This window comes from Streptomyces sp. NPDC006643 (genome assembly GCF_042870175.1).
Taxonomy (GTDB): Bacteria; Actinomycetota; Actinomycetes; order Streptomycetales; family Streptomycetaceae; genus Streptomyces.
In genome coordinates this window covers 1-26,784 of the sequence record NZ_JBIAHA010000014.1, presented here as the reverse complement: position 1 = coordinate 26,784, position 26,784 = coordinate 1, and the positions used below count along the sequence as shown (strand labels likewise).

Below are 26,784 nucleotides of genomic sequence, written 5' to 3'. Positions count from 1 at the left end.
GGGCTCGGGCACCATTCAGTTCATGGAGGGGGGGGGGGGGGGCCGCCCGGGCGCGCCCCCCCCCCCCCCCCCCCCCCCCCCCCGGCCCGGCGGTCCCGGATCACCCGTTCGGCCGCCTCGCGCACGCACCGCCCGCGATGAGAGCGGCCCCGGCGCCCGGCGCCCGCATGATGGGGCGGTGATCAGTGTCCTGTTCGCCGTGCTGACCGCGATCAGCAACGGCTCCGCCTCCGTGCTCCAGCGGCGCGCCGCCGCCACGGCGCCCGACTCGCAGTCCTTCAGCCTGGCACTGATCGGGCATCTGCTGCGGCAACGCGTCTGGCTCGCCGGTATCGCGCTGGTGATCGTGGCCGCGATCTGCCAGGCGGTGGCCCTCGCGACGGGGCCCATCGCCGTCGTACAGCCGATCTTCGTCATCGAGCTGCCCATGACGCTCCTGATCGCGAGCTATGTGTTCCGCTCCGCGCTGCCGCGCGCCGCCTGGTACGGCGTGGCCGCGGTGACGCTCGGTCTGGCGGTGGGCCTCGGCGCGGCGGCGCCCACCGGCGGCAGTGAGACCGTGGCCGGGCTCTCCTGGGTCCCGGCGCTGATCGTCACCGGCATCTTCGAGGCAGTGCTGATCGCCGCCGCGCGCCGGACCCGGAAGAACGCGCGCGCCGCGCTGCTGGGACTCGCCGCGGCCTGCGCGTACGCCCTGACCGCCGCGCTGCTCAAGGACGCGGTGGCCAGGCTTGAGGAGGGCGCGGGGCTCGCCACGTTCTTCGCCTCCTGGCAGCTGTACGCCACCGCCGTCGCCGGAATCGGTGCGCTCTTCCTCCTTCAGAACGCCCTCCAGGCCGGCTCGCTGGTCGCGTCGCAGCCGATGCTGACGCTCGGAGACGCGCTCATCAGCATCACCTACGGCGTCACGCTGTTCGGCGAGAGCGTCCGGACCGGCTGGTGGCTGCTGCCCGAACTCCTCGCGGTCGCCGTGATCGCGGCCGGCTGCCTCGAACTGGCCCGGTCCCCGCTGGCAGCGGGCACCTCCCCGCCCGAGCCCCGCACCCGCTGACCACCGGCCCGGTCGACCGTCGGACCGGTCGACCGTCGGACCGGTCGACCGTCGGACCGGTCGACCGTTCGGACCGGGGCGGCCTACCAGTCGAGCGCGAGGGGAACGAAGGGGGCGTCCTCCGGTGCCGACTTACGGGCCTCCAGGGCGACCCTGGCGGGCGCGCCCACCGGAACGCGCAGCGGAGGGTCGGGCTGTTCGACGGTGTCGGCGACCGCGGCGGCCACGTCCTCGGGGGTGACGGGCTCGAAGATGGACGTGCCGCGCAGCGGGCCGAACTGTTCGAACAGGGGCGTGTAGGGATCGTTCTCCGTGAAGAAGGACTTGGCGCGCTCGGCGCCGCCGGAGGAGACCGTGCCCGGCTGGAGGATGGTCACCTTGACGCCGAAGTGGCCCGCCTCGACGGCCAGTGTCTCGGCGAACGCCTCCATGGCCCACTTGCTGGCGGCGTAGGGACCGATGATCGGCACGACGAGCCGCCCCTGGATGCTGGAGACGAAGACCAGCCGGCCCGCGCCTCGTTCCCGCATGGCGGGCAGCACGCCCTGGGCCACGCGCAGCGGGCCGAAGGTGTTGAGCTGGAAGAGGGCTTCCACCTCGGAGAGGGGAACGCTCTCCAGGGGAGCGCGGATCGTCGCACCGGCGTTGCTGATGAGCACGTCGATCTCCCCGGCGTCCCGCAGCGCGTCGTCCACGCTCCGCTGATCGGTGACATCGAGGCGCAGACGCCGGTCCACGGCGAGATCGTCGAGGTCTTCGGGCCGGCGGGCGGTCGCGACGACCCGGTGGCCGCGGGCGGCGAGTTCGATCGCGACGGCCCTGCCGATGCCCCGGGAGGCGCCGGTGATGAGTACGGATGCCATGTCGGTCTGGTCTCCTGTCCTGGACGCCGCGGCATCGGCCTCGCCGGGGCTTCCGTGGGTGCGGGGCGACGAGGGCAGCCGTCGCGGCGCGCCCGCGAATCGTCCTCGTCATGACTCGTGTGTACGACACCGTGAGAAGCCGCGCGACTCGGAGCCCGACCGCCGACGCCGGGCACCGTTCGGGCCGGGGCGGTCGGGGTCGGGGTCGGGGCCGTGTCAGGAGCCGCTGGGGACGCGGAGCAGGGCCTTCGAGGTCGCGTCGTCCGCCCGCTGGAAGGCCCAGATCCGGTGGCCACCCACCCGGCTCCCGTGCTCCTGGTCCGGATCGCGCGGGGAGGACGAGACACCGCTCTGCGCGCGCACCGCCGTACCCAGCGACTTCCGTGCCCCCTCGATCAGCTTTCCGCTGCTGTCGAGCGCCGCCCGGAGGCCCTGCCGCGGAGTGGTGTCCGGGCGCTGGTGCAGGACGACGCCCAGGATCAGGCGATTCGAGGAGTGCGTTCGCGCCGTGGCCGCCCACATCAGGGCGCCGCCGGCCGGTGTGCTGGAGCCCGTCTTGAGGCCGATGACTCCGGCCCGGCCCAGCAGGGTGTTGGTGTTGGGGATCATGGCGCCCGTGGCGGGGTCCACGGTGCCGGGCATGGCGACGATCTCGCGAAGTGCCTCGTCACGCATGGCCGCGCGGGCCAGTCTCAGCTGGTCGACGGAGGTGCTCCGGCTCGTGGCCTCAAGGCCGCTGGCGCCGGTGTACGTGGTGTCGCGCATGCCGAGCCTCGCGGCCTCGCGGTTCATCTTCAGGACGAAGGCTTCCTGACTCCCGGCGTCCCAGCGGGCCAGCAGGCGGGCGATGTTGTTGCCCGAGGGGATCAACGTCAGTTCGAGCAGCTGTCGTTGGGTGAGCCGCTGCCCCTCGTCGACCCGGACGGTCGACTCGTCGACCGAGCCGGACTCCTGTGCCGCTGTCCTGTCGACCGTGACGACCGGACCGGGGTCCGTCGCCGGGAGGGGGTGTTCCTTGAGGATCACGTACGCCGTCATGACCTTCGTGACGCTCGCGATCGGCACCGGCTTCTGCTCGCCCTTCGTCCCCAGGCTCCCGACGCCCTCGACCCACACGCTCGCCTGGCCGTCCGCCGGCCACGGCAGGGAGCGTGCCCCGGGGCTCAGATCGTCCGCCTCGCCGTGACCGGTGAATGCCCAGGTGCCGCCTAGACCGATGACGGCCGTGCCGACCGCGGCCGTCATGAGAACGGCCAGGCGCCTGCGGAACGGGTGGGCGGCGCCAGGGCGCGGGGCATTGCGCATGGAGGTACCTCCAGGGGGTCCGCCGTGGCGGAGAGCGCGTCGTTCGCGCGTATGAGCCACCCTGCGAGGCGCTGGTTTCCGTGCTGTCCGAAGCGTCCGTCCGTGGCCGCTCCGCTGCCCATCCGTCGTGTATCAGCCCGTGCGGGTGTGGTGTGCCGGCAGACGGAGCGTGGCCACCGCGCCCCCGTCGTCCGCCGCGTTGGCGAACGTCAGCGTGGCACCGATGACGCGCGCCTGGCCCAACGCGATAGTGAGGCCCAGTCCGTGGCCCCGGCCGCGTTCGGCCGCGCCCGTACGGAAGCGGCTCGGTCCGTCCGCCAGCAGCGACTCGGAGAAGCCGGGGCCGTGGTCGCGTACGACGACCACCCCGTCGCCGACCGTCACCTCGATGTCCTCGCCCTCGTCCCCATGATCGCGGTCCCGCGCCCGCCCGTGCCGGTGCGCGTTCGTCACGAGGTTGGCGACGATACGGTCCAGACGGCGCGGGTCCGTCTCGGCCACGGACTTGCCCGAGACCGTCAGACGCGCCACGATCCCCGCCCTGGCCAGGGATTCGGCGACGACTTCGGCCAGCGGCACCGGCCGTACGTCGGCCCGTTCCGCGTCCGCGTCCAGGCGTGAGATCTCCAGCAGGTCCTCGACCAGCGTCCGCAGGACCCCCACCCGGTCCCTGACCAGCTCGGTCGCCTCGCCCTCCGGGAGGAGCCCGCTGGAGGTGACCAGACCCATGAGCGGGGTGCGCAGCTCGTGGGCGACGTCGGCGGTGAAGCGCTGTTCGCTGAGCAGCCGGCCCTGGAGGCTGTCGGCCATGGCGTCGACGGTGGCCGAGATCTCGGTGATCTCGTCGCCCGTCCGGCCGCCCACCTCGGTCCTGGCGGCGAGGTCGCCGGAGGCGATGCGCCGCGCGGTACGCGCCACCCGGCGCAGCCGCCGGTTGGGGAGTTCGGCGGCGAACGCGGACAGCGGGACGATGACGGCCAGCGCCGCCAATGAGTACTGCCACATGTTCCGGTCCAGGGCGCGGCGGCTGAGCTGGTCGGGAGTCATGTCGAGGGTGACCGCCGCGAGACTGCCGTCGGGCAGCCGCTCCGCCGCCCACATGCGCGGGCTGTACCGCCTGCTCTCGTCGTACAGCTCGGCCTGCCCGTGTTCCCGGGCCTGCCGGACCAGCTCCGCGGGCATCTCGTCGGGGTTGTGCACGACGTCGGCGATGTCGTGGTTGTCGCCACCGCCACCGCCACCGCCACCGCCACCGCCACCGCTGCCGCGGCTCGACGCGAGCGCGTTGTCCAGAGCGGTGTACGCCCTGGCCGCACCGTCGTTCATGGACCGGTCGTACGTGCTGCCGTGCACCAGCAGGCCGACGATGAACGCGATGGAGCAGCACGCGACGGCCACCAGCAGGGCGATCTTCCAGCGCAAGGAGCGCCAGTTGAGGAGAGTCGCAGGGGTGCCGCGCATGTCAGCGCCGCAGCTTGTAGCCGAAGCCGCGGACCGTCTCGATCCGCTCGGCCCCGATCTTCCTGCGCAGCCGCTGTACGCAGAGGTCGACCACACGGCTGTCCCCGTCCCAGCCGTAGTCCCAGACGTTGCGCAGCAGCGTCTGCCGCTCCAGGACGATCCCGGGGTGGGCCGCGAACTCCAGCAGCAGGCGCAGCTCGGTGGGCGCCAGCGCGACCGGTTCACCGGCCCGGAACACCTCCAGGCCGCCGGTGTCGATGCTCAGGTCGCCGAAGACGAGCAGCCGGCGCCCGTCGACGGCCGGCCCGTCCGGCTCCCTCGGCTCGCCCGGTTCGGGTGATGGCCCCGCGCCCCCGGCCGTGCCCGGCACGAATGTCGCCCGGCGCAGCAGCGAGCGGATCCTCGCCACCAGGACGGACGTGTCCACCGGCTTGACGACGTAGTCGTCAGCGCCGGCCTCCAGCCCTGACACGACGTCGAGCGCGTCGCCGCGCGCCGACATCATCAGGATCGGGTCCATGCTGGACTCGCGGATCCGGCGGCACAGCCCGATACCGTCCAGCCCCGGCAGCATCACGTCGAGCAGCAGCAGGTCGTGGCGCCGTTCCTGGAAGAGTTCCAGGCCCGTCAGACCGTCTCCGGCCACGGCCACCCGGTAGCCGTACCGCTCCAGCGCCATCGCGACCGATTTGCGGATGACCTCGTCGTCCTCGACGAGAAGAATGGAGACGGACATCTCTTCCAACCTGTCGTGCGTACGCGTTCAGCGCTGCTGTGCCTGCGCCCGCAGTCGTACGGCCGGCCGGGCTCCTGCGACCGTACCTCGGCCGTGTATCAGCCACGCATCATGCGCGGAGCCACCGCGCACGGCAGGCCGACGACGCTGCTGATGATGCCGACCTGGCGGCGTACGGGCGGGGCCGTGGCGTGGAGTCCCGGGAGCCTGCTGTACAGCTCGTGGAGCATGGTGGTGATCTCGCGGAGCGCCAGTTGCGCGCCGAGACAGTAGTGGGGGCCCGGACCGCCGTATCCGAGGTGGGGGTGGGGCGCGCGGGTGATGTCGAATCGGCGCGGGTTCTCGAACACCGTCTCGTCCTTGTTCCCGGAGGCGTAGTAGAGGGTGAGCCGGTCCCCGGGGCGGAAGGTGTGGGAGCCGAGGGTGTACTCCTGCCGGACGTTGCGGCGGATCCAGGCCACCGGGCTGCAATGGCGGACGACCTCGTCCGCCGTGGGCGCGAGCCATCGTTCGAAGTCGCCGAGCAGCAGCTCCCTCTGGTCCGGGTGCTCGGTCAGCAGCACCAGGGCGTTGGAGAGGGATTCGCGTACGGTCTCGACGCCGGCGGAGACCAGCGTCATGAAGAAGGACGCGATCTCTTCGTGCGTCAGGTGCTCGCCGTCGCTGTTGGCCATGCCGAGCGCGGTGATGAGGTCGTCGGCGGGGTGTTCGCGCCGGTGCCGTACGAGTTCTTCGACGAGTCGCAGGCATTCCGCCAGCTTGGGCATGAACTCATCGAGAGAGACAGGGCAGTTGGGGTCGGTCAGCGCCATACCGAGTTCGGCGACCTCGACGGCGTTCGCCCGGCCGGACGGCGGGATGCCCATCATGGTGCAGATGACCTCCGGGGGCATCGCGGACGCGACCTCGGTGGCGAAGTCGCACGCCCCCCGCTCGGCCAGCTCGCCCGTGACCCGTCGGGCGACGACCCGGATGTCCTTCTCGACCGTCCGCAGCATCCGGGGGGTGAAGGCGCGGGCGACGATCCGCCGTAAGCGGGTGTGGCGCGGGGCGTCGAGGTTGAGCATGGATCCCTGGTCTCCGGGCGGCGCCGTCTCCTCCAGTCGGTAGACGGTCGGTTCGGAGCTGAAGGCCTGGGGGTTGCGGCAGACCTCCTCTATGTCCGTGTACCGGGTGATCGCCCAGAATCCGCTCTGCGCGGGCCAGCCGGGCACGGCGGAATAGGGGAAGAAAGCCGGTTCGGGTTCGGCGCGCAATGCGGCGAAGACGTCGTCGCGATCGTCCGGAAGACGTTTCCAGAATTCCGGTGACAACACATTCTCGTCGTCGGGTACTTGACGGTCGCGGGTGGTCGCCGGGCGCAGGGGCTGGTTCATGCGTAGCTCTCCAATGACGCGTCTGCGGAAGTGTCGGGTAAGGGATCGCGCGGCGCGGGAGCGCGCTGTCGTGGCCGCTTGCGGAGGAGTGGGTGCGCCGCCGCCCATGGCACTTGCGGGCCATGGGCGGCGGCCGGCGGTTCGTGTTCCTCCGGAGCTGTCGCGCCGCCTCCTGGGCGGCTGCTCCGGTTCCGCCTACGGGCGTACCTCGGCGACGACGTAGTACTCCTTGATCGCGCTGATGGAGTCGCCCCTTCCGAACTCCACCGTGGAGATTCCCTTGAGCGTGACGTGGCTGCCGCGCGCGATCTCCTGGGGAAGTCCGGGCAGCGGGTCGCCGTACGTCGCGGTGATGACCCACGGCACGGCCGCCCGCTCGGTGGTGATGGCGGAGGGGAAGGTCGTCATCTCGAAGTCGGGGAACGTACGCAGCCACGTCCGGTAGTAGTCCAGGAAGGCTTCCTTACCCTCGTACACCGCGCCGCAGGTGACGTCCTCGTACTGGAGGTCGTCCATGAGGAGCTTGCCGTAGGACTCCACGTCCCGGGTCTTGGTGGTTGCCACTCCCCGGTCGATGAAATCGGTCCGGCCTTCTGCTGTCTCGGTCGAATCCACTCTTCTTCTCCATTCCTTGTTGTGTTTCATTCACGGAGAGATCTCTGTCGATCTCACTGACGGTCAGGGACGCGGGTGAACTCCTCCAGGGCCGCGAGGAATTCCTCCGGATGCGTGCGATGGATGTCGTGGTCGGCGCCGGCGATCTGCGTCATGCGGCCGTCCGGCGGGAGGTGGTGGCGGGCCTGCTCCCAGTCGGCGCCGTCGATCCCGCTGCGGACGGCCGGGTCGGAGCGCAGCAGGAGCACGGGAGCGGAGACGTCCGCGAGGAGGGGAAGCAGGTCGCCCTGGCCGGCGCCGTCGGCGAAGACGCCGCGGACGGCGGTGGGGGTGGTGTGGTGCAGTCCGTGGGCGATGGTGTCGACGTACGCGTCGGTGTGCCGGCTGCCGGCGGTGCGGATGACGGCCTGGAGCAGTTGGGTCGGGCTGCCGGCCAGCTCCGCCGCGGCCTCGGCGAACTCGGCCAGGACGGGCGAGGCCATGGTGGGCGGGATCTCTTCGAGGACGAGCGCGGACAGCTCCGGGGCGGGCCTGCGGGTACAGGAGGCGGCGGCCAGGACGAGGGCGACGGCGGCGCCCCAGGAGTGGCCGATGAGCAGGGGCCGTTCGAGTCCCGTGGCGGCGATGAAGTCGGTGACGTCGTCCGCCGCACGCCACAAGTGGTAGCCGCCCTGGGCCGGTTTGGTGCTCAGACCGTGTCCGCGCAGGTCGATGGCGTAGACCGGGCGGGAGGCGGCGAGCGCCGGCGCGATCTCCCGCCAGGTCTCGGTGCTGGCGGTGCCCCCGTGGAGCAGGAGCGCGGCGGGCCGGTCGGGGTACGCGCCGGCCCAGTGCCGGTAGTGGAAACGTCCGCCGGGGAGCCTGATGAACGCGTGTGACGTGTTCGTGTCGGGCATGGTCTCTCCCCTTTCTTCTTCGGCTTTCTCTTTCGGTTCTGTCCTTCGGTTCTGTCTTTCGGTTTCTCGCGGTGGCCGGTGAGCGGTGAGCGGTCGGTGTCCGTGTCCTACTCGGCGATCTTGGTGTGGTAGATCCACCGGTAGACCGGCCGGGACGAGGTGCGGACGCTCGCCTCGTCGAGTTCGTAGTGCTCGTAGCCGTTGTGCCAGCGGATCGTCATCCGGGTCCGGTCCCGGCGGACCGGGGGGACGGGGTCTCGGACGAGTTCCGCCGGACCGCCGACGAGCCGGTAGCCGTGGCCGCGGTCGTGGCGCTCGCGGTCGTGGCCGCGGTCGTGGTCGTGGTTCATGTCGACTCCGGGGGCTGGGTCAGGCCGGCCCAGGGGGCTTCGGGGTACGCCTCGATCTGCGCGGCGAGGGCCGCCATGGTGGGTGAGGTCCAGATGACCGTCCGGGGGATGTCGATGGTGAGGCTGTGTTCCAGCCGGGTCCGCAGTTCAAGGGCCATCAGTGAGTCGAGGCCGAGGGCGGCGAGGTTGTCTTCGGGGCTGATGTTCTCGGTCTGGATGCGCAGGATGACGGCGACGTTGTCGGCGATGTGCTGTTCCAGCAGCCGCAGCCGGCCGGGCTGATCGCCGGCCTGGCTCAGCCGGTCCAGGGTCTCCCGTTCGTCCTGGGCGTTCGCGGCCCGGTGACGGTCGGCCATGTCTGCGAAGAAGGTGGTCTCCATCGAGCTGAGGTAGTTCTGGAGCCAGCGGGAGATGTCCCGGGGCGCGTAGCCGGTACGCGGCCTGGCGTGGCGCAGAATCGACTCCAGGGCCCGGATGCCCTCGGCCGGGTCGATCATGGAGTAGCCGCGCTGTTCGAGGGCGGCTCCCCTGCCGAACTGGGCCCACAGCCCCCAGTTGATGCTGGTGGCCTTCAGTCCCTGGGCGCGCCGCCAGGCACACAGCTCGTCAAGTGCGGCGTTGGCGGCGGCGTACGAGCCCTGGCCGGGTGACCCGTACAGGGACGCGATGGACGAGAAGCCCGTCCACCAGTCCACGTCGTGGTCGCGGGTGGCCTCGTGGAGCCGCCAGGCCCCGGTCACCTTGGGGCGCCACACCCGGTCGAGGATGCGGGTGTCGAACTCCGCGACCGTGACGTCCTCGACTACGGCCGCCGTGTGCAGGACGCCCCGCAGGGGGTGTCCCTCGGCGGTGGCCTCGGCCACCAGGCGCTCCGCGACGCCGGGTTCGGCGATGTCGCCGCTCACCGTGGCGATCCGGGTGCCGCTCCCGCGCAGCTCCGCCAGGACCCGTTCGGCATGCTCGGAAGGCGCCGAGCGGCTGCACAGGACGACGGACGCGGCGCCCAAATCGGCGAGCCGACGGGCGATGAGCAGACCGAGTCCGCCCAGACCGCCGGTGATCACATAGCTGCCGTCGTCGCGTACGACCGGTACGTCCTCGGGCAGTTGCACGGTGGAGACCGTGCCGTGGTCCGGCCAGGTGAGCGTGAGGCGGCCGATGTGCTCGGCGTTGGCCATGGTCCGGAACGCCTCGGAGGCCCGCTCCACGGGGTGGTCGGTGTGCGGCGGGGCGCCGATCTCGCCCTTGGCGAGCGCCTCGGAGATCTCCTCCAGCAGCGCGGCGATCAGGGTGGGGTGGGTGTCGGCGAGCAGGCCGAAGTCGACGCTGTGGAAGGAGATGTTGCGCCGGAACGGATACAGGCCGACGCGGGTGTCCGCGTAGATGTCCCGCTTGCCGATCTCGATGAAGTGGCCTTCGGGTGCGACCAGATCCAGGCTCGTCTTCAGGGCCTGGCCGGTGAGGGAGTTGAGGACCACGTCGACCCCGCGTCCCTCGGTGGCCTCGCGGACCTGCTGGGCGAAGTCGAGCGAGCGGGAGTCCATGACGGTGGCGATGCCGAGTTCACGCAGGAACTCCCGCTTGGTGTCGGTGCCCGCGGTCGCCAGGATCGTGGCGCCGCGCGCCTGGGCGATACGGACGGCGGCGAGCCCGACGCCGCCGGTCGCGGAGTGGATCAGTACGGTCTGACCGGGGCGGAGGTCCGCCAGATGGCACAGCGAGTACCAGGCGGTGACATGGGCGGCGGGCATTCCGGCCGCCGCTTCCAGGCTCATCTCGTCGGGGACCGGCAGCAGCCAGTCGGCCCGGGTCGTGGCGTAGGAGGAGAGGCCGCCGCCTCCGCCGACCATGCTCGCCACCCGGCGCCCCAGCCACTGCGCGTCCACGCCCTCGCCGAGCGCGGTGACGGTGCCGGCGCAGTCGATGCCGATGCCGTACTCGGTGGGGTAGAGGCCCATGGCGACCAGCACATCGAGGAAGTTGAGGCCGCTGGCCGCGATCCGGACCTCCACCTCTCCGGGGCCGGGGGTACGGCGCGGCTGGTGCACGAGTTCGAAGGAGTCCAGGTCGCCGGGGTTGCGCAGGCGCAGCGCGTATCCGTCGCCGGGGGCGGTGGACTCCTTCGTACGCCGCTCGTCGTCCCGCATCGGCGCCAGTCCGAGGCGGGCCCGGTAGCGGATTCCGGCGCGCCAGGAGATCTCGTCGTCACCGCGGTCGCCCGACATCAGGTCGGCGGCGAGGTCGACAGCGGCGGTGTCGTCGTCGAGGTCGATGACGGTCGGACAGAGTTCGCTGTGCTCGTACGACAGCACGCGCATCAGGCCCTGGACTCCGCCCTGCGCCAGATTGACCGGGTCGCCGGGCAGGACTTCCTGGGCGCCGCGGGTGACGGCCCAGAGCCGGGGGTGGGCGGAGCCGGTATGGCTGGCGGAACTGGTGGTGTGACGGGCGGAGCCGGTGTGGCGGGCGAGATCCTTGACCAGCAGCGCCAGCCGCCGTACGCGGTCATGGGCCCGGCCGAGGTCGGCCGCCTCCGGTACGGCGGCGTCCTCACGGCCCGCCAGGACGACCACGCCCGCGAGATCCGGGGCGGCCATGTGCTCGGTGGTCGTGGCGTCGACGCTCTCGGCGCCGGCCGGGACGGCGACGACGGCGCAGTCGTTCCCCGCGATCCGCAGGAGGTCGGCCACCTGCTCCGTGAAGGGGTCCGTCCCGTCCTCGGCGAGCAGCAGCCACCGGCCGCGGGCGGTGTTCTCCGGCGGCTGGGCGGGCAGCGGGTGCGGCTGCCAGTGGACGCGCAGCAGCCGGTCGTTGAACTGCTGCTCGGCGCTCATGTCACCGACCCTGCTGAAGACGACGCCGGTCGCCTCGGCCAGGATCTGACCGTCCTCGTCCAGCAACCACAGCCGTCCCACGCACCGTTCGGCGTCCGCCGTGTCGATGCGGGCCAGACAGTGGCTGCCCCGGGAGGTGTCCTGGTGCACACGCACCGAGCCGACGCGGGTCGGCAGTGAGAGCGCGTCTCCCAGGTCCGCGGTGTCGGCCCAGAGCGCGGCGAGTGTCTGGAGGCAGGTGTCCAGCAGGGCGGGGTGCCAGTTGAGTCCGCTGGCCCTGGTGAACGCCGAGTCGTCCAGACCGATACGGGCCAGGGCGCTCGGCTCGTCGTCCTCCGGCGCCAGGTAAAGGTCCGTCAGTCCGGCGAAGGCGTCGCCGTGTTCGATGTTGTGCCGTTCGCGCAGACCGGCGTAGAACGCGGCGACGTCGGCGGACCGCGGGTGCGCGGCGGTCAGCGCGGTCAGGTCCTGCGGGTCCGGTGCGGCGCTGCCGGGCTCGTGGTGCAGGAGGGCGGAGGCGTACGGCGTGCGGTTGCCCTCCGGGTCCAGACCGGCCAACTCCCAGCGGACCGCGCCGGTTTCGGTGGGCGTGGCGGTGGCGATCAGTTCGCTCTCCTCGGCCACCGGAAGCAGTCGCAGCAGCTCCACGTCGCCGGCGCGCACATCGGCGGGTCCGGCCTCCCATACGTCGCGGGCGGCGGCGTACGCCATCTCGCAGAACCCGGCGCCGGGCAGGACCGGCACGTCCTCGACGCGGTGGTCGGCGAGCCAGGGCAGCGCCGCCACGGTGGGGCGCGGCTGCCACCAGTGCCTGTCGTCTCCGGGGTCGAGTCCGTGCACACGGCCGCCCAGCAGCGGGTGGCCACCCCGGCCGGCGGCTCCGGGGCTCTGCACGACGGGCCGCTCCAGCAGATAGTGGTCGTGCTCCCACACGGTGCCCGGCACGTCGGCCAGGGTCCCGTCCCCGTAGGGGCGGCCGAAGTCGACGGGGCAGCCCGCGCAGTACGCCTCGGCGAGGTGCCGGGAGACGGTCTGCCGTTCGTCCTGGTCGCGCAGCAGGGTGGGCAGCACGAGGGCGCTGTCCTGTCCGGCCGCGGCCAGGTTCTGTTGCAGGGCGGTGGCCAGCAGCGGATGCGGCGACACCTCCACGAACATCCGGAAGCCGTCGGCCGACGCGGCGGCCACCGCGTCGGCGAACCGCACCGGCCGCCGGAGATTGGCCACCCAGTACTCGGCGTCCCCGGCCACCTCGGTACGGGCGGACGCGTGGACGGTGCTGTAGATCGGGATGGCGGCAGGCGCGGGGGTCAGACAGGTCAGGGCGTCACGGATGCCGTCGAGGATCCCGTCGACCTGCGGGGAGTGCGAGGCGACGTCCACGGCCACGCGGGCGGCGCCGACGCCCGCCGCCTCCCAGTGTTCGAGCAGTGCCTCGATCTGCTCCGTGTCGCCGGCCACGACGGTGGACGACGGCGAGGCGCTGACCGCCACATTCACTTCCGATGCGACCGTGCCCAGCCCCGCCAGCTCGGCCTCGACCTCGTCGGGGCCGAGTTGGACCGAGGCCATGGCGCCGCGTCCGGCGATGTCGGCCATGAACCGGGAGCGGCGGCACACCACGCGCGCGCCGTCTTCGGCGGTGAGCACCCCGGCCACCACGGCGGCGGCGACCTCACCGAAGGAGTGGCCGATGACGGCGGCCGGTGCCAGTCCGCGGCTGCGCCACATCGCGGCGAGCCCGACCTGCATCGCGTAGAGGACCGGCTGCACCCGCGCGATGCCGGTGACCACCTCGGGCTCGGCCAGCACCTCGGAGACCAGCAGTCCGGACTCCTTGAGGATGAGTGGTTCCAGCTCCCTGACGGCGCGGGTGAACGCCTCGTCGTGTTCCCACAGTCCGCGGCCCATGCGGGCCCACTGGGAGCCCTGGCCGGAGAACACCCATACGGCTCCCGGCCCCGCTTCCCGTCCGGCCAGCCCCGTGCGTGCGTCGGGCGCCGTTCCGTCGGCGGCGTAGGAGGTGAGGGTCGCGACCAGGTCGGTACGGGAGGCGGCGACCACCGCGAGTCGGGCCGGGGCGTGGGAGCGGCGTACCGCGAGGGTGTGGGCCACGTCGGACAGCGGGGTTCGGCCACCGTCCTGCTCCAGCCAGGAGGCCAGACGTGCGGCGGCGGTCCGCAGGGCCCCGGAGGTACCGGCGGACAGCGGCATCACACAGGGCCAGGAGCCGTTGTCCGTCGCGGAGTTGGACGCGCCGTGCGTCGTGGAGTTGGACGCGCCGTCCGTCGTGGTGTCCGTCCGCCGTCCGGCCGGGGCGCCCGTCGGCTCCCGGGCCGGCGGGACGGCGGCCGGGGGCGGCTCCTCGACGATGACATGCGCGTTGGTGCCGCCGAGCCCGTACGACGAGACGGCCGCCAGCCGGGGGGAGCCCTCGACCGGCCACGGTGTCGGTCCGGTCGGCACGAACAGCCGGGTTCCCTTGGCGTCGATCTGCGGGTTCCACTCGTTGAAGTGCAGAGAGGCGGGTACGGTCCCGTGCCGGAGGCTCACGATCGTCTTGAGCAGCGCCGCGATCCCGGACATCGGCTCCAGGTGCCCGATGTTGGTCTTGATCGAGCCCAGCGCGCACCGTCCCCGGCCCTGGCCGTAGACGGCGGCCGTGGAGGCGAACTCCACCGGGTCGCCCGCCGGGGTTCCCGGCCCGTGTCCCTCCACCATCCCGACGTCGGCCGCGTCCACCCCCGCCTGGCGCAGGGCCTGTTGGAACACTTCCTCCTGCGCCCGCTGCGAGGGCGTGGTCAGACGGGTACCGCGGCCGTTCTGGTTGACGGCCGATCCGCGCAGCACCGCGAGGATCCGGTCCCCGTCGGCCCGGGCGTCGGCCAGTCGCTTGAGGACGACGACGCCGCTCCCCTCGCCGCGGACGAAACCGTCCGCGTCCGCGTCGAAGGCGTGGCAGTGTCCGGTGGGCGAGAGCATGCCCCAGCCCACCTGGGTCATCATGGTCTCCGGCGCGCTGAGCACCTGGGCCCCGCCGGCCAGTGCCGTGTCGCACTCGCCGGCCCGCAGGCTCTGACAGGCCAGATGCAGGGCGACCAGGCTGGAGGAGCACGCGGTGTCCACCGCCATGGCGGGACCGCGCAGGTCCAGGAGGAAGGCGGTCCGGCCGGTCATGGTGCCGTGAGCGCCCGTCAGGCCGTAGTACGTGTTGATCTCGTCCACCGGGCGCAGTGCGCGCAGCACGTAGTCGACGCCGTACACGCCGGCGAAGAGACCCGTCCTCGTCCCGCGCAGCCTGTCCACGGGGATCCCGGCGTTCTCGCACGCCTCCCACACCACTTCGAGGAAGATCCGGTACTCGGGGGCGACCCATGGGGCTTCGTCCGGACTGATCCCGAAAAAGGATGGGGCAAAATCAGCCAGTCCGCGTTCGAGGAAACAGCCCCAACGCATCCGCTCGGCCACCTCAGGGCTCACTCCCGCCACAGCGTCGGGACCCCATCGATCCGGCGGAACCTCACCGACCGTATCCCTGCCTTCGCGCAGTAATTCCCACAGGGAATCGAGTGAGTCCACCCCGCCGGGAAGCCGGCAGCTCGCGCCGACGACGGCGACGGGGGCCGCCACCTGGTGGTCCGAACCAATGGATCCGTGAATGGAGACTGAATCTGACATGCCTTCTCCCAGCCGTGCGACGTAACGAATTGATGAAAGTCCGGACCAGAGTGACCAGCAGATGTCAGAGTGAATCCCCCGCATCTGGCCGGCGCCCTTCCATCGCCACTCAACCGAAGCCCGGAGCATTTGAAAAGAGGCGTACGCAAATCGCACAAGGGCGCGTGTAATGGGCGCGTCGGCAGAAATTCTCTGCCTTATCAATACGCCCGAAACGGGGCGACATCGCATTGACGGACAACTGCAATCCTCCGTAAGTTCCGTACGGCGTGAGCACATACCGAACCGCGACGAGGTGGCTTATGGCACTCGACCGAGCGATGGCGGATCTCCTACGGACACTGACCCGGGAGGGCGGAATTCCCTTAGCCGAACGCACCCCTGCCGAAGCGCGTCGCGAGATCGCACTGATACGTACGCGGACAGGGCAGCCCACCGGTCCGGCGATGGCACGGACGGAAGATGTGGAGACAGGTCCCGAAGGGTCTCGTTTCCGGCTGCGGCTTCTGATTCCGGAGGGAAATCCGCCGGCCGTCATCGTCTATTACCACGGTGGCGGATGGGTCCTGGGCGACCTGGCGGACGTCGAACCGCTGGGTCGGACCCTCGCCGCACGGAGCGGCTGCGCCGTCGTGCTGGTCGACTACCGCCTCGCGCCCGAGCACCGCCATCCCGCCGCGGTCGACGACGCGTGCGAGGCGCTGCGATGGGCCGCCGACCACCGCGCGGAGATCGCGGGAGGGGACGTGCCGCTGATCGTCGCCGGCGACAGCGCCGGGGGGAACCTGGCCGCCGTGGCCGCTCAGCGCGCCCGTGACGACGGCGCCCCGGCGCTCGCGCTACAGATCCTGGTCTGTCCGGCCACCGACTGCGATCTGGAGACCCCGAGCTATCACGCCCCGGAGAACCAACTCCTGCTCAGCCGCGACCTGATGATCCGCTTCTGGGACCACTATCTGCCCGACGCCGCGTCACGGACGGCGCCGGCGGCCTCTCCCCTGCGCGCCGCGGACCTGTCCGGCCTGGCGCCGGCCGAGATCATCACCGCCGAGTACGACGTGCTGCGCGACGAGGGCGAGGCGTACGCCGAGCGGCTGCGGGAGGCCGGGGTCGAGGTGGAGCTGCGCCGCTTCGAAGGCCAGGCCCACGGCTTCTTCACCATGACCGGACTGCTCCCGGCCAGTGACCGGGCGCTCGACCACATCGTCGAGCGCATCCGCGTACGGCTGCACCGTGCCCGGTTGCCACGCGTCCGTCCGCCACGCGTCCGTCCGCACGGACCCGCCACGGCCGCGGTCGCCGGAGGGAGGTCCACCGATGTCCGGTGAGGAACCGCTCCGCGTCTTCGGTGAGGAGCCGCTCCGCCGCCCGGGAGCCGCGGGTGAGCCCGGTCCGTACGACGTCGTCGTGGTGGGCGCGGGCCTGGCCGGTCTGTACGCGCTGCACCGGCTGCGCGGACTGGGGCTGCGCACCCTCGTCCTGGAGGCGGCCGACGGAGTGGGCGGCACCTGGTACTGGAACCGATACCCGGGCGCCCGCTGCGACGTGGAGAGCACCTTCTACTCGTACTCCTTCAGCCCCGAACTGGAGCAGGAGTGGGAGTGGAGCGAGCGCTACGCGGGCCAGCCGGAGATCCTGCGCTATCTCGATCATGTGGCCGACCGCTTCGACCTGCGCCGGGACATCCGCCTCGGCACGCGGGTGGTGTCGGCCCACTTCGACGAGACCGGTCACCGCTGGCGGATCCGTACGGACGACGGAACCACCCTCACGGCCTCCTACTGCGTGATGGCCACCGGGTGCCTCTCCCACAGCCGGCTGCCCGACGTCGAGGGACTTGAGGACTTCGCCGGCTCCGTCCACCGGACGGCGCGCTGGCCCCACGAGGGCGTCGACTTCACGGGCCGCCGGGTCGCCGTCGTCGGTACGGGATCCTCCGCCGTCCAGGCGATTCCGCTGATCGCCCGGCAGGCCGCGCGGCTCACGGTCTTCCAGCGCACCCCGAACTTCTCCCTGCCCGCCCGCAACCGCCCGCTGGACCCGGCCGAGCGGTCCAAGGTCAAGAGGCACTACCCGCGGCTGCGCGAAGAGGCGCGCCGGTCCGTGTCCGGTGTCCCCCAGGCCCTGGACGGCCTCGGATCCGCGCTCGCGGTGAGCCCCGCCGAGCGCGAGGCGCGCTACCGCCAGGCATGGGAGGCGAGCAGCCTGTTCAGCTTCGCCGGCACCTACGGCGACCTCATCACCGACAGCGAGGCCAACGAGACGGCCGGCGATTTCGTCCGGGCCCGTATCCGCGAGAAGGTCAACGACACGGCCCTCGCGGAACGGCTCGTTCCGAGGCACTACCCCTTCGGCGCCAAGCGGCTCTGCCTGGACAGCGGTTACTACGAGACCTTCAACCGCCCCGACGTCGAGCTGGTGGATCTGCGCTCCAGCCCGCTGATCCGCGTCACGCGGCGGGCCGTTGTCACCGCCACGGACGAGTACCCGGTGGACAGCATCGTCTTCGCCACCGGCTTCGACGCCATGAGCGGGGCGCTGCTGGCCATGGACATCCGTGGGAGGTCGGGCCGGACACTCGCAGCCGCCTGGGCCGAGGGCCCCCGCACGTATCTGGGCCTGGCCGTCTCGGGATTCCCGAACCTGTTCCTGGTCACCGGCCCCGGCAGTCCCTCCGTGCTGAGCAACATGGTGCTCTCCATCGAGCAGCACATCGACTGGGTCGCCGGCGCCCTCCAGTGGCTGTCCCGGCGCGGGGCCACGACGTTCGAGGCGGAGGCCGAGGCGGAGGCGGACTGGACGGCCCACGTCGACGCGCTCAGCGCGGCGACGCTGCTGCCCCGCGCAGCGTCGTGGTGGACCGGAGCCAACATCGCGGGGAAGCCGAGGACGTTCATGGCGTATCTGGGCGGCGTCAAGACCTACCGCGAGACGTGCGACGCCGTCGCCGCCGACGGTTACCGGGGATTCATCGCGCACTGACGGCGCCGCCGTGTGAAAGGGCGGGCGGGGGCGGGCTGCGGACCTGCACGGGGCGGGCGGCAACACGATTCCATCGACCTTACGGAATGGACGGACGCGACCATGCCACGTATTCCCTATCCGAAGAAGCTGCCGGACGTCATCGACCGGCTCCCGATTCCACTGAACATCTTCAAGATGCTTTCCCATGCCCCGGATCTGGTCGCACCGACCGCGGATCTCGGGCTGGCGCTCCTCACCAACTCGTCCTTGCCGCCGAGCACCCGCGAAATGGTCATCATGGCCGTCGCCGCCGAAGTAAAGTGCGCCTACATCGCGGTCCAGCACACGCCGATCGCACTCGATTCCGGGGTCACTCAGGAACAACTCGACGCCATCGCCGCCCGGGGTCGTCGTAATGAGCACTTCGACGCCTTCCACGCCTTCCACAGCGCCTTCGACGCCTTCGACACCTCGGAGACCGTCGCTCTCGACGTCGCCCATGATCTCCTCCTCTCCCGGGCCGTTGAACCGGATGCATTCGAGGCAGCGCGGAATCACTATCCGGAATGCCAGATCACAGAATTAATCATGCTCGTCGGCTATTACTCGATGATTGCCGGCCTGGCCAACGGGCTCGATATCGACATCGACCCGTGGCAGGATCGAGAGCACGGCCGAGCCGCTCAACCGGCGGCAGGAGCAAATCGCCGGGAATGATGTTGGCCTGAAACAGCTATGGCGCCGACATCGGGGTCATACGGAATCCGCCTTCCTCGTCAGAACAGCCGCCCAGCGGAGGTGCTGGCACGCCCTGACCGCTCCGGACGAAGCCGAGCAGGGAGCGGCAGGGCGCTTACTCACTTCAGTCCTACGCCCGGGGCGCCGCGGCCAACACCCCGTAGGGCGGGGCGGAGGCGTGCATGGATTGCAAGTTTGTGCCCTTGTGAACCACTCCGCCCCGGACCCGCACCGGGGCTCCGCCCCACGGCTGCCCCGGCGCGGCCCCGGTTGCCCGGGTGGGCCAGATGGGCGACTCTTCCCAGACAGGGTTCTCTGCCCTATATGTGCAGTACACCCAGATATCCCCTGTCGGTTGGAGGAGTGATGGCTGTTCGTCATCGGCTGATCGAACGGCCGCCTCGGGACGTCTGGGCCGTCCTGGCGGACGGTTCCCGCTACGGCGAGTGGGTGGTCGGCACATCGGATTCGTACCCCGACGAGGGCGCGTGGCCCGAGGTCGGCTCCACGATCGCGTACACCGTGCGGGTCGGGCCCTGGACGGCCTCGGGGCAGACGATCGTACGCCGCGGGGAGGCGCCCCGGGAGCTGGAGCTGGAGGTCGACAGCGGGCCGCTCGGTACGGCCAGGGTCGCCGTCGAGGTGCGCCCCTGGGGCGAGAACAGTCTGGTGATCGTGGACGAGCACCCGTTGCGCGGGCCGGGCGGGCTCCTGCACAACGGAGTGGTGGACGCCCTGATCCAGCTGCGGCACCGCAGCATGCTCGCCCGACTGGCGGAAGCCGTCGAGAACTCATCGCGTGGTGCGCACGAGTCGCTCTGATTCCCGTTCCCGCCGGCGCACGTAGGCGGAGGCGGCCCACGACCAACTCGCCGTCGACCGGCGGCGGTTCGAAGGGCCCCGCCCCGCCACGGCGGTGAACCGCACCCTCGCCCCACACCCGGCCGGGGCCGACGCCGCCGACCTGGTGGGACACACCATTCCAAGATCGTCCACCACGCCGAGTGTTGGTACTGTCACTTTCCGCAGCCGTAAGTATCTCGGTCGGCAGGTCCGACAACACCATAGGGAGCAGCTCCACGATGTCCGTTGCGGACGGTCTCAAGCTCGTCTGGACTGAAGTCTCCGTCCCTGAACGGGAGGTGGGAGTCGCCGAGATCGGCGCTCTCCACGGGCTCGCACCCAGACAGGTGGCGGTGCTGAAGCGGATGCACGGTCTTGCCGCCGTGCGATGGGACCCGGAACTTCCGTTGCTGGACCTCCTGGTGCCGCCGGCCCGGAAAGCCCTGGAGCGGGCCGGCGGGCGGCGGGAAACCGCCTATCTGATCTATGTGCACGCGAGTCTGGAGGCGGCTCCGGCGCAGGTGAGCGTCGCCCGGGAGTTGCGGGACGCGCTCGGTCTCGGGCGGACACAGGTGTTCGCGGTGTCTCAGCAGGCGTGCGCGTCGACACTGGCGGCCCTGGAGATCGCCGGTGAGCTGCTGCGGGCGGAGCCTCCGGGCGCGCGGGCTCTCGTCGTCAACGGCGACCAGCCGTTCACCGAACTCAACCAGATGCACTACCCCATTGGTGACGTGATGGGCGAGGGCGCCACCGCCACAGTGGTGTCCTGGGACGGACCCGGCGACGAGGTCCGGGGTTACGCGGTCAGACACGACGGCTCGTTCGCCGACTTCCTCACGTTGTACGAGGCGCTCCCCCGGCGGCGGTTCATCGACACGAGCGTCGACATGACCGTCAAGGTAGTCGGCGAGGTCCTGTCGCAGGCCGGGCTGACCCTCGCGGAAGTCGACCACTTCATCCCCAGCAACATCAGCCGCGTCTTCTGGAGCCAGGTGGTGCACGCCCTCGGCGTGGATCGCGACCGGGTCTTCCTGGACAACCTGCCGCGCTACGGCCACTGCTTCGCCGCCGACTCCCTGATCAACTTCGAGACGCTTCGGGAGCGCGGCCGGCTGGCGCCCGGCGGGTATTCCCTACTGGCCTGCCCCGGGCTCGGCGCCAGCTTCGCCGCCATGCTGCTGCGGCACGGTGCGCGGTGAACGCGTCCGGTTACCCGCGCCGGCTGAAGGAGGCGCTGGTGGGCGACCCGGAGGCCGAGTTCGTGCTGCTGTGCAACTTCGAGGCCGAGCGCGCCTGGGGCGCCGGCGCCGTGGGGCTGCCGGCACCGCCGTCGGTGGCGGCGGCACGGCCGGCGCAGGCGATGGAGGAGCTGGGGGTGTGCCTGGCCGGGCCGGGCGACCAACTGCTGCTGGGCCGGCCGCTCGACGCCTCGTTCCGCGCGTATCTGCGTACGGCCGGTGTCACCGCGCCCACCGGTATCACCGTGGATGGTCCCGACACCGTCGAGACCGCGGACCGTGTCCTGTCCGACACCCGCGCCCTCGCCCGGCTGAGGGCCGCGGCCGAACGCGGCGCGTATCTGCTGCCGATGGGGAGTACGGAGGGGACCCGGCGGATCGCGGCGCTCACCGGTCTGCGGTACGCCGCGGCAGACCCGGCCGTCGCCGCCCGGGTCAACAGCAAGATCTACGCACGGCGGTTGGTGGAGGAGTTGGAGCTGCGGGCCGTGCCCGGCCGATGCTGCGAGTCGGTCGAGGACCTGGCTTCGGCGCTGCGCGCCGAGCCGTTCGAGCCGCATAGGCCGCATGAGCCATTCGAGCCGTTCGAGCCGCATGAGCCGTTCGAGCCGCTGATCGTGAAGGACGCGTTCGGGGTCTCGGGCCGGGGGCTGCTGCGCCTGGACAGTCCGGTCCGGGCCCGGCGGCTGCTGGAGATGGTACGGCGCCGCGCCCGACGCACCGGCGACGACCGCCTGCACGTCGTGGTGGAGCGCTTCCTGCCCAAGACCTGTGATCTCTTCTACCAGTTCACCGTCGCGCAGGACGGCTCGGTCGTCCTGGACACCGTGCTGGAGACCCTGCTGGACAACGGCGTCCCGCAGGGCAACTCGGCCCAGTCGCCGTGGGCGTTGAAGCACCGGGCGGAGATCGAGGACTGTGCCCTGCGGATCGGCCGGGCGCTCCACCGCGACGGTTACCACGGGGTCGTCGGGGTGGACGCGCTGTGCGGCGCCGACGGCACCCTCCATCCGGTGCTGGAGATCAACGCCCGGCTCAATCTGCCCACTTACCAACTGCCGCTCATGGGGGACCGGCTCGCGTCCGGTCTGCCGTACGCGCTGGCCAGGCAGTTCACACTGCGGCTGAGCGGCGCGCTGCCGTTCGCGCGGCTGCACGCGGCGCTGGAGCCGGTCCTGACGCCGTGCCCCGACGGTGCCCATGCCGTCCTCTCCTGCTTCGCCCCGCTCAACGCCCTCGCCGAGCAGGCGCGGGACGGCCGGTCCTTCCCGGGACGGCTGTACACCTGCCTGTTCGCCCCCGACCCCGATTCCCTGGCCCGGCTGGAACTGCGCGTGCGCGACAGCCTCGACGCCCTGACCGGTGACAGCCACCACGCGAACAAGCTGGGAGCGATCCGTGCGTGACGCCCTGATCCTGGAGGCGGCCGAACACTTCGGTACGCCGCTCTATCTGTACGACGCCGACGTTCTGCGGCACACCTACCGGCGGTTGAGAGGGCTGCTGCATCCGCGGGTGGATGTCTTCTACTCCCTCAAGGCCAACCCCAACATCAGCGTCTGCGCGCTGCTGCGGGCGGAGGGCGCGGGCGCGGAGGTGTGCTCGCCCGCCGAGTTGAGAACGGCCCTCGACGCCGGGGTGGCCCCCGAGAACATCATCTATCTGGGGCCGGCCAAGGACGCCTCCCAGTTGCGCGCCTGTGTGCGGGCGGGCATCCACGCCGTGGTGTGCGAGTCCTTCGACGAACTCGCCCTGCTGGAAGGGATCGCCGCCGAGGCGGGGCGCACCGTCGACGCCATGCTGCGTATCAACCCCGCCCGCCGCGCGCCCGGTTCGGCACTGACCATGGGAGGCAAGCCGCGTCAGTTCGGGATCGACGCCGCCGAGGTCGCCGAGGCGGGCGGAGTCCTTCGCGGGCTGCGCCACGTAAGGGTGATGGGGCTGCACGCCTTCCTCGGCAGCAGGTTCCTCGATCACGAGGCGATCATCCACAACACGCGGGAAGTGCTGCGGCTGGCCGACGAGTTGGCCGCCGTACTCGGACACCCGCTGGAGACCGTCGATTTCGGCGGCGGCTTCGGCGTCGCGTACTTCGACAACGAGACCGACCTGGACGTGGAAGCCCTGGCGGCGGGCCTCGGCGAGGCTGTGGAACCGTACGCCGCCGCCCATCCGGACTGCCGGCTGATCACCGAACTCGGCCGTTATCTGGTGGCCGACGCGGGCCTGTACGTCACCAGGGCCGTGTCCGTGAAGGACTCCCTGGGCGAGACGTTCGTCGTCTGCGACGGCGGGACCAACCACCACATGCACGCGGTCGGCATCGGCCAACTCGTCAAGCGCAACTTCCCCGTCCGGCTGCTCTCCCCGCACGAGCCCGACGCCCCGCGCCGTCCGTACACCGTCACCGGGCCGCTGTGCACGCCCAACGACCTGCTGGCCAAGAGGATCCCGCTGCCCCGGGTCCGGGCCGGCGACCTGATCGGGATCGAGCGCTCCGGCGCGTACGGCCCCACCGCGTCACCGGTGCACTTCCTCGGGTTCGGCGCGCCCGCCGAGGTCCTGGTCCTCGACGGGCGTCCCCGGCTCGTCCGCGCCCGCGACTCGGTCGAGGGCATGCTGTCGCGGCAGCGGCTCGTCGTGCCCGTCCCCACAGACCACACGGCCACCCCCGCCCCCACGTCCACATCCACGTCCACATCGACATCCACCTCCGGAGAGAACATGCAACGCACGGAGATCATCGCGGCCCTGCGCAGCGGTATCGGCGCCGTCACCGGTCGGCAGGTCGCCGAACTCACCGAGGACACCCGCCTGTTCGACGATCTCGACCTGGACTCCACCTCGATGCTGGAGCTGCTGGTCGAGATCGAGGAAGCACTCCACGTACAGGTCGACCCGGACGAACTCGACATCGTCGATCTCCAGACCGTCGGAACGCTCACCGACCTGTTCGCCCGCCGGTCCGAGACACCGGCCCCGGCGTGCTGAGCCTGCGGACCGCGACGGCCGTCGCGTCCCCTCCCGCACGTCCGCACGTGTGGGACCCGCGCCAGCTCGCCTACCTCCGCGATCTCCACCGGCGGTACGAGATCGACATCGACGCGGACGCGCTGACGGCCGACGACCTGACCGCCGACGGGGTGACGCACACCGACCTGCTCGACCTGCTCCATGCCCAACTCGGCGTCACCGCCCCGCCCGCCGACCTCATCATCTGCGCGCACGCGCTGCCCGACCGCGTGCCGTCCGTCCAGCCCGCGTCGTATCTGAACGCCCTCTACGGCAATCGTGCGAACAGCTTCGCCGTCTCCGGCCAGGGCCTGGCGTCGCCGTTCACCGCGCTGCGCATCGCGGCGGCCTACACGCGCTCCCAACCCGGCCTGACCGTGGCCGTGGCCGTCCTGGAACAGACGACACTGCCCGTCCGTCTCCCTCTCGTGCAGGAACGCGGACTCACCGACTCGGGAGTACTGCTCGTCCTCAAGGACGGAGGTGATCTGTCCCTGCGGACGCTGCTGCCGGCCGACAGCACCGCGCACGTACGGCAGTGGCTCGACACGATCGCCGCACAGCCCGGGAGCCGACGGCTGCTCGTCACCGGCGCCACCGCCGTCCCCGGCCGGACGCACGGTTACGACGTCCACCGCGCCCGCCGCGACGCCTACTGCACCGCCGTCTGGGCGGAGTTGGCCGCCCATCGGCGCGACTGGCGCGACCGCTACGACCACATCGTCCTGGTGGACACCGACCCGGAGACCGGAGAGTCGTCACTGGCCCACTTCACCCCGCGTGCCGAAGGCGGCGCGTATGAGCGGCTGTGACTGCCGGCCACCCTTGCGGATGGGCGTCGACGTGCTGCGGATCGGGAGCCTGAACAGGACTCTGCGTCACGGCCGTCTCCTGCGTCATCTGTACGCCCCCGAGGAACTCGCCCACGCCCAGAGCCTCGGCGGCCGGCGGCGCGAGGAGTTCCTGCACGGCCGGTTCGCCGCCAAGGAAGCCGTCGCCAAGGTCCTGGGCACCGGGCTGCTCGGCGAGGCACGACCGTACGAGATCGCGGTGCTGCGCGACGTGGACGGAGCCCCCGAGCCCGTCCTGCGCGGCCGGGCGGCGCACCGCGCCGTAGCCGTCGGCATCACCGGGCTGACGCTGTCCATCTCCCATACCCGCGACGTGGCCGCGGCGGTGGCGGCCGGCTGGCGTACGGCCTGCGATTGCGGCGACGGCGGACCGGCCAACGCTCTGGCGGAGGCCGTCCTCGCCCTGGCCTCGGCATGACGGTCCGGGCCCGCTCGGCGCGATCCGGTGCCGTGTGCTCAACCCAGCGGCGGCGGCGACAGTGACCCGGCATGATGATCGGCATGACTTCGATCGCGCAGACCCCGATCACCGGCCTCGACCTCACCGGATTCACCGAGCGCGAACCCGGTACGTGGACCGACTCGGCCGGGCTCGTCCTGTCGGTCCACTTCTTCCCTCTCGTCCCGGACCTGCCGGCCCCGCTGCACGATCCGGACCGGCTGCGGTTCGGCTGCGCGCAGGGCACGGCGAACGCCGGGGGCGGTCTCATAGAGGCCGAGGTGGGGGCCGTGGACACGGTCCCGGCCCTGTACCAGCTGGTCAAGATGCCCCTCCCGAGCAGGCGGGGACAGGGCTTCATCGCCAGTTGGACGCTGCCGAGGGAACGGTGCAGCGCCGCGGTGAAGGTACAGGCCGCGGAGGGCGCGACGACCGGAGTACGGGAAGCCACGGTGATGGCTCAGGTGGGACCCGCCGACTTCTTCCGCCCCCACCCGTACGCCGGCGGCGGGCAGTTCGGCGGACTGCCGTACAGCGTGGCCGACCTGGAGCAGTGGGACGCGCACTTCCCCGACCACCCGTTGACCCTCGTACGCGCCGCGCTGCGCCGCATCACGCCGACGGTCACGCTCGACGAACAGTTCAAGACCCAGCCGCCGTTCGCCGGTCCGATTCCGCCGCACGCCCAGCCGGGCTCGACGCCGCCGACCGCGCCCCGGCGCGGCTGGTTCCGCCGCAAGGGCGTCTAGAACTCACCCCTCACCCGGCGGCATCTGCCCTCCCCCCACGGCGAGTTCGCGCCGCGACGGCTTCAACTCCGAGCCGAACCGGGTACAACCATCCCCGCCGTCCGAGGGTCTACCAAGCACGACCAAAACGCACTCGGATACACAAGGGGGAAATTATGGGAATCACACGTAATGCCGCAGTCGCAGGAGCGTTGACCGCGCTCGTGGCGGGCAGCACGGCCGCGTTCGGCGCCACGGCCCACGCCGCGCCCAACGTCACACCGCAGGGTGTCTGCGGCAGCGCCTACAAGACCGTGAACTCGGCTCCCATCGGTTCGCTGGGCAAGGTCTATCTGACCTACAACTCCTCGAACGGCAACAACTGCGTCGCGACCATCCGCACCAACCCGGGCACCGCCAAGCCGATGTCGGCGTACATCTACGTGCCCGACACCGGTGAGTGGGCCGGCGACTCCGGGGACTACACGTCGTACGCGGGTCCGTCCCGTGTCTACGGCAAGGGCCACTGTGTGAGCTGGGGCGGCCACATCGCCAATGTGTACGTCCAGGTGGAGAACTCCAACTGCGCGGCCCTGAAGGAACACCGGGTGACCACCGTCCGCTGACCCCACCGTCCACCCGATCGGGGAAAGCAGTGTGCCGCCGCCGTTGACCGGGCGGCGGCACACTGCTCGGGTGGGCCCCGGGGGGGGGGGCGGCCGCCCCGGGGGGCGGGGGCGCCCCCCCCCCGCGGGGGGGGGGGCCCCCGCGGGGGGCGGGGGGCGGGCCGGGGGGGCGGGGGGGGGGGC

General features: G+C 71.4%; 21 protein-coding genes. 12 read left to right on the top strand and 9 right to left on the bottom strand.

What is annotated here, in order from left to right:
• The first annotated feature begins 178 nt into the window (after positions 1 to 178).
• Positions 179 to 1,051 carry a DMT family transporter gene (locus ACFYNU_RS19675; protein ID WP_356594596.1) on the top strand — a complete coding sequence of 291 codons (873 nt, stop codon included), beginning with the start codon at positions 179 to 181 and terminating at the stop codon, positions 1,049 to 1,051.
• 83 nt (positions 1,052 to 1,134) lie between these two features.
• Here the strand turns inward: ACFYNU_RS19675 and ACFYNU_RS19670 are convergent, their stop codons facing one another.
• The 9 genes from ACFYNU_RS19670 to ACFYNU_RS19630 all read right to left on the bottom strand — a co-directional run bounded on the left by ACFYNU_RS19670 (position 1,135) and on the right by ACFYNU_RS19630 (position 15,162).
• The gene (locus tag ACFYNU_RS19670; RefSeq protein WP_356594594.1) at positions 1,135 to 1,914 is read right to left on the bottom strand and encodes an SDR family oxidoreductase; all 780 of its coding nucleotides are present in this window, start codon (positions 1,912 to 1,914) and stop codon (positions 1,135 to 1,137) included.
• Positions 1,915 to 2,130: 216 nt separating this feature from the next.
• Complete coding sequence (locus tag ACFYNU_RS19665) at positions 2,131 to 3,219, bottom strand: D-alanyl-D-alanine carboxypeptidase (protein ID WP_356594592.1); 1,089 nt, start codon at positions 3,217 to 3,219, stop codon at positions 2,131 to 2,133.
• A gap of 132 nt (positions 3,220 to 3,351) precedes the next feature.
• Positions 3,352 to 4,680: a HAMP domain-containing sensor histidine kinase gene (locus tag ACFYNU_RS19660; RefSeq protein ID WP_356594590.1), complete on the bottom strand. Its 1,329-nt coding sequence runs from the start codon at positions 4,678 to 4,680 to the stop codon at positions 3,352 to 3,354.
• Position 4,681: 1 nt separating this feature from the next.
• Positions 4,682 to 5,416 carry a two-component system response regulator CseB gene (gene cseB, locus ACFYNU_RS19655; RefSeq protein ID WP_356594588.1) on the bottom strand — a complete coding sequence of 245 codons (735 nt, stop codon included), beginning with the start codon at positions 5,414 to 5,416 and terminating at the stop codon, positions 4,682 to 4,684.
• A gap of 98 nt (positions 5,417 to 5,514) precedes the next feature.
• On the bottom strand, positions 5,515 to 6,792 hold the full coding sequence (locus tag ACFYNU_RS19650; RefSeq protein WP_356594586.1) for a cytochrome P450: 1,278 nt from the start codon (positions 6,790 to 6,792) through the stop codon (positions 5,515 to 5,517).
• 195 nt (positions 6,793 to 6,987) lie between these two features.
• Positions 6,988 to 7,407 carry a nuclear transport factor 2 family protein gene (locus ACFYNU_RS19645; protein WP_356594584.1) on the bottom strand — a complete coding sequence of 140 codons (420 nt, stop codon included), beginning with the start codon at positions 7,405 to 7,407 and terminating at the stop codon, positions 6,988 to 6,990.
• 53 nt (positions 7,408 to 7,460) lie between these two features.
• Positions 7,461 to 8,303 (bottom strand): alpha/beta hydrolase, encoded by an 843-nt coding sequence (locus tag ACFYNU_RS19640; RefSeq protein WP_356594582.1) that lies wholly within the window; start codon positions 8,301 to 8,303, stop codon positions 7,461 to 7,463.
• A 107-nt stretch (positions 8,304 to 8,410) separates the two neighbouring features.
• Positions 8,411 to 8,653 carry a DUF5988 family protein gene (locus ACFYNU_RS19635; RefSeq protein ID WP_356594580.1) on the bottom strand — a complete coding sequence of 81 codons (243 nt, stop codon included), beginning with the start codon at positions 8,651 to 8,653 and terminating at the stop codon, positions 8,411 to 8,413.
• Complete coding sequence (locus tag ACFYNU_RS19630) at positions 8,650 to 15,162, bottom strand: type I polyketide synthase (protein ID WP_356594578.1); 6,513 nt, start codon at positions 15,160 to 15,162, stop codon at positions 8,650 to 8,652. The genes ACFYNU_RS19635 and ACFYNU_RS19630 overlap by 4 nt, the downstream gene beginning before the upstream one ends.
• 446 nt (positions 15,163 to 15,608) lie before the next feature.
• Here ACFYNU_RS19630 and ACFYNU_RS19625 point away from each other — a divergent pair, with 446 nt between their 5' ends.
• The 11 genes from ACFYNU_RS19625 (at position 15,609) to ACFYNU_RS19575 (ending at position 26,601) form a co-directional block, all read left to right on the top strand.
• Positions 15,609 to 16,490, top strand: a complete 882-nt coding sequence (locus ACFYNU_RS19625) for an alpha/beta hydrolase (RefSeq protein WP_356594576.1) — start codon at positions 15,609 to 15,611, stop codon at positions 16,488 to 16,490.
• Complete coding sequence (locus ACFYNU_RS19620) at positions 16,480 to 18,144, top strand: NAD(P)/FAD-dependent oxidoreductase (RefSeq protein WP_356594574.1); 1,665 nt, start codon at positions 16,480 to 16,482, stop codon at positions 18,142 to 18,144. The genes ACFYNU_RS19625 and ACFYNU_RS19620 overlap by 11 nt, the downstream gene beginning before the upstream one ends.
• A gap of 102 nt (positions 18,145 to 18,246) precedes the next feature.
• A complete protein-coding gene (locus ACFYNU_RS19615; protein WP_356594572.1) occupies positions 18,247 to 18,843 on the top strand; it encodes a carboxymuconolactone decarboxylase family protein in 597 nt (198 codons plus the stop codon).
• A 387-nt stretch (positions 18,844 to 19,230) separates the two neighbouring features.
• On the top strand, positions 19,231 to 19,686 hold the full coding sequence (locus ACFYNU_RS19610; protein WP_356594570.1) for an SRPBCC family protein: 456 nt from the start codon (positions 19,231 to 19,233) through the stop codon (positions 19,684 to 19,686).
• Between the two features lie 260 nt (positions 19,687 to 19,946).
• Positions 19,947 to 20,906, top strand: coding sequence for a 3-oxoacyl-[acyl-carrier-protein] synthase III C-terminal domain-containing protein (locus ACFYNU_RS19605; RefSeq protein ID WP_356594568.1), 960 nt, complete (start codon positions 19,947 to 19,949; stop codon positions 20,904 to 20,906).
• The gene (locus tag ACFYNU_RS19600) at positions 20,903 to 22,351 is read left to right on the top strand and encodes a hypothetical protein (RefSeq protein WP_356594566.1); all 1,449 of its coding nucleotides are present in this window, start codon (positions 20,903 to 20,905) and stop codon (positions 22,349 to 22,351) included. The genes ACFYNU_RS19605 and ACFYNU_RS19600 overlap by 4 nt, the downstream gene beginning before the upstream one ends.
• Positions 22,344 to 23,936 (top strand): phosphopantetheine-binding protein, encoded by a 1,593-nt coding sequence (locus ACFYNU_RS19595; protein ID WP_356594564.1) that lies wholly within the window; start codon positions 22,344 to 22,346, stop codon positions 23,934 to 23,936. Before ACFYNU_RS19600 ends, ACFYNU_RS19595 begins: the two co-directional genes overlap by 8 nt.
• Positions 23,930 to 24,769, top strand: coding sequence for a hypothetical protein (locus ACFYNU_RS19590; RefSeq protein ID WP_356594562.1), 840 nt, complete (start codon positions 23,930 to 23,932; stop codon positions 24,767 to 24,769). Before ACFYNU_RS19595 ends, ACFYNU_RS19590 begins: the two co-directional genes overlap by 7 nt.
• A complete protein-coding gene (locus ACFYNU_RS19585; protein WP_356594560.1) occupies positions 24,756 to 25,226 on the top strand; it encodes a holo-ACP synthase in 471 nt (156 codons plus the stop codon). The genes ACFYNU_RS19590 and ACFYNU_RS19585 overlap by 14 nt, the downstream gene beginning before the upstream one ends.
• Before the next feature lie 83 nt (positions 25,227 to 25,309).
• Complete coding sequence (locus ACFYNU_RS19580; protein WP_356594558.1) at positions 25,310 to 25,996, top strand: hypothetical protein; 687 nt, start codon at positions 25,310 to 25,312, stop codon at positions 25,994 to 25,996.
• A 155-nt stretch (positions 25,997 to 26,151) separates the two neighbouring features.
• Positions 26,152 to 26,601 (top strand): spore-associated protein, encoded by a 450-nt coding sequence (locus ACFYNU_RS19575; protein WP_356594556.1) that lies wholly within the window; start codon positions 26,152 to 26,154, stop codon positions 26,599 to 26,601.
• The last annotated feature ends 183 nt before the right edge of the window (positions 26,602 to 26,784 follow it).

Bases quoted from the DNA above. Each gene is read 5' to 3' on its own strand.
- ACFYNU_RS19620 (WP_356594574.1), top strand. From the start codon at position 16,480: ATGTCCGGTGAGGAACCGCTCCGCGTCTTCGGTGAGGAGCCGCTCCGC.
- ACFYNU_RS19665 (WP_356594592.1), bottom strand. From the start codon at position 3,219: ATGCGCAATGCCCCGCGCCCTGGCGCCGCCCACCCGTTCCGCAGGCGC.
- ACFYNU_RS19625 (WP_356594576.1), top strand. From the start codon at position 15,609: ATGGCACGGACGGAAGATGTGGAGACAGGTCCCGAAGGGTCTCGTTTC.
- cseB (WP_356594588.1), bottom strand. From the start codon at position 5,416: ATGTCCGTCTCCATTCTTCTCGTCGAGGACGACGAGGTCATCCGCAAA.
- ACFYNU_RS19640 (WP_356594582.1), bottom strand. From the start codon at position 8,303: ATGCCCGACACGAACACGTCACACGCGTTCATCAGGCTCCCCGGCGGA.
- ACFYNU_RS19635 (WP_356594580.1), bottom strand. From the start codon at position 8,653: ATGAACCACGACCACGACCGCGGCCACGACCGCGAGCGCCACGACCGC.
- ACFYNU_RS19615 (WP_356594572.1), top strand. From the start codon at position 18,247: ATGCCACGTATTCCCTATCCGAAGAAGCTGCCGGACGTCATCGACCGG.
- ACFYNU_RS19610 (WP_356594570.1), top strand. From the start codon at position 19,231: ATGGCTGTTCGTCATCGGCTGATCGAACGGCCGCCTCGGGACGTCTGG.
- ACFYNU_RS19660 (WP_356594590.1), bottom strand. From the start codon at position 4,680: ATGCGCGGCACCCCTGCGACTCTCCTCAACTGGCGCTCCTTGCGCTGG.
- ACFYNU_RS19670 (WP_356594594.1), bottom strand. From the start codon at position 1,914: ATGGCATCCGTACTCATCACCGGCGCCTCCCGGGGCATCGGCAGGGCC.
- ACFYNU_RS19585 (WP_356594560.1), top strand. From the start codon at position 24,756: ATGAGCGGCTGTGACTGCCGGCCACCCTTGCGGATGGGCGTCGACGTG.
- ACFYNU_RS19605 (WP_356594568.1), top strand. From the start codon at position 19,947: ATGTCCGTTGCGGACGGTCTCAAGCTCGTCTGGACTGAAGTCTCCGTC.
- ACFYNU_RS19650 (WP_356594586.1), bottom strand. From the start codon at position 6,792: ATGAACCAGCCCCTGCGCCCGGCGACCACCCGCGACCGTCAAGTACCC.
- ACFYNU_RS19575 (WP_356594556.1), top strand. From the start codon at position 26,152: ATGGGAATCACACGTAATGCCGCAGTCGCAGGAGCGTTGACCGCGCTC.
- ACFYNU_RS19630 (WP_356594578.1), bottom strand. From the start codon at position 15,162: ATGTCAGATTCAGTCTCCATTCACGGATCCATTGGTTCGGACCACCAG.
- ACFYNU_RS19580 (WP_356594558.1), top strand. From the start codon at position 25,310: ATGACTTCGATCGCGCAGACCCCGATCACCGGCCTCGACCTCACCGGA.